Source organism: Leptolyngbya sp. FACHB-36 (assembly GCF_014695955.1).
Classification (GTDB): domain Bacteria; phylum Cyanobacteriota; class Cyanobacteriia; order Leptolyngbyales; family Leptolyngbyaceae; genus FACHB-36.
In genome coordinates this window covers 1-1,893 of the sequence record NZ_JACJPG010000068.1, presented here as the reverse complement: position 1 = coordinate 1,893, position 1,893 = coordinate 1, and the positions used below count along the sequence as shown (strand labels likewise).

Below are 1,893 nucleotides of genomic sequence, written 5' to 3'. Positions count from 1 at the left end.
TTAAGCTGGTTACCACACGGTTGCTTGCTGCGGTACTGGCGCGTATCAAGCACATTGAATTCTGCTAAGTCACCAAAGCTAAATCGTCGGTAGAGCTGTAGATTCGCTCCTTGTGGTCGTGAAGATCGTCGCAGCGGCATGTGCTCATAGTAGGCTTGGTAGGCGCTTGCCCGTCGCTGCAAAAAAGCTTGCTGACTTTGACCATTTGCTGTGAGGTTTGCATAGTTACCAGCGACCTCGTGGTCATCCCAGGTAACAATCCAAGGAAATGCAGCATGAGCTGCCTGCAAGTCTGGATCGGTTTTATAGAGCGCATAACGATCGCGGTACTGCTCCAGCGTGACTAGGTCGGACCCATTATGCTGCCGAGACTCTCCAGTGGTTGCGGCTCCTTCGTAAATGTAGTCCCCCAGATGTACCACGAAGTCTAGATCAGCCGCTGCCATATCTCGGTAAGCGGCGTAGTAACCGTGCTCGTAGTGTTGGCAAGAGGCAAACGCAAAGCGCAGGCGATCAACGTGACTCGTCAGGGCAGGAGCGGTGCGCGTGCGCCCAATTGAGCTTTGCTGATCGCCAGCTTGGAATCGATACCAGTACCAACGAGCGGGTTCTAAACCATTCACCTCGACGTGAACCGAGTGAGCAAGTTCGGGAACTGCGATCGTGGTTCCTCGCTGAACAACCCGCCGCATCTGCTCATCTACCGCCACCTGCCACTGAACAGACATTGGCTGGGGCGGCATACCACCCCCATTTAGGGGCTCAGGAGCTAACCGAGTCCACAGAACAACGCCATCAGGAAGCGGTTCCCCAGATGCCACACCCAAGCTAAAGAGAGTTTGGCTAGACCGGGTTCGATTGATCAAGGCGTAACCCAAACCCGCCCCGATGAATGCTCCGGCACCTAGTAGAACTGCCCGCCGTCCGGTTCTGCGAGAGAGAATTGGCTCAAACATCTATTGAGGGATTATGGGATAAAACCTATCACAGGATGAAGTCCCTTCAGGGATTTACACTCCATTCAAGTTTAGTCCCAGCGCGATCAGACCCACCAATCCGAGCAAGCCGAGCGATCGACGGAAATAGTTAACTCCATCAAAGAGTTCTTGCCATGCCCAAGTGAACAAAGCACCAAATCCTACTAAACCTAATGTTGCCTGGAGGGTGCCACCGGGAAGTACGAAATGAAGAAAGAGCGCTGTTGTCCCAACCAGAATCGGCAGGTTGGGCATCTGAGCAATTACAATATTGCCTTCGCTATCTCGAAAGGTGCGATCGAATAAGGTGGGTTGCTTCGCCTCAGCTTTCTCTAGACCACGGTTCAATTCAGATGTCATCTGTCCTACCTCAAATACAACTAAGAGCCAATGTTAATGTCGCTTCACACAGCAGCGCTTATACCGGACGTTAGATTAACTAACGGCTGACTAAGGCGGATCAGGGTAAAGTGATCCTCCGGAATGTCGATCGAGCCAATATTTACCCAGCAATTTGCTGGCAGAAGTGTATATCAGTGCACTCACGTAGAGACAGCCAGTGATGCTCATACTTCTCTTAAAGGTTGAGAGCATCGTCTTCATACAGCGATCGTTAAAATCTGTCTTGTTCCGAGAACTTGAGATCTAAAGTGGCTCGATCGCTTAATCTGGTCTTGGGACTACTCCTTTAACCATGGTCCTTCCGTAATTTTTCCTCATTCAACGCTCGCTGAATGAAATGCGTAAAATCTTGAGCCTCATACCTAGAATACTCAAAGTCTCGGCTTCCTAGGCCGACAGAGTAAACAGCCCAGCACTGCGGGATTGTTAAATAATCCCAATATGGCTGTTCCTGCTGCCATTTACAATTTACAGCTTATTTATGTACGCTACCGCCATTTTTGCCATTATCTAT

General features: G+C 50.3%; 2 protein-coding genes. Both read right to left on the bottom strand.

The window, feature by feature from the left end; translation table 11 throughout:
* The coding region (locus H6F43_RS00950; RefSeq protein ID WP_190340159.1) for an alkaline phosphatase D family protein at positions 1-956 on the bottom strand (956 nt) is incomplete at its 3' end.
* 54 nt (positions 957-1,010) lie between these two features.
* Positions 1,011-1,337, bottom strand: coding sequence for a hypothetical protein (locus tag H6F43_RS00945; RefSeq protein ID WP_190340158.1), 327 nt, complete (start codon positions 1,335-1,337; stop codon positions 1,011-1,013).
* Positions 1,338-1,893 lie beyond the last annotated feature (556 nt).

Excerpts from the sequence above, each read along its gene's own strand:
- H6F43_RS00945 (WP_190340158.1), bottom strand. The coding sequence starts at position 1,337 with ATGACATCTGAATTGAACCGTGGTCTAGAGAAAGCTGAGGCGAAGCAA.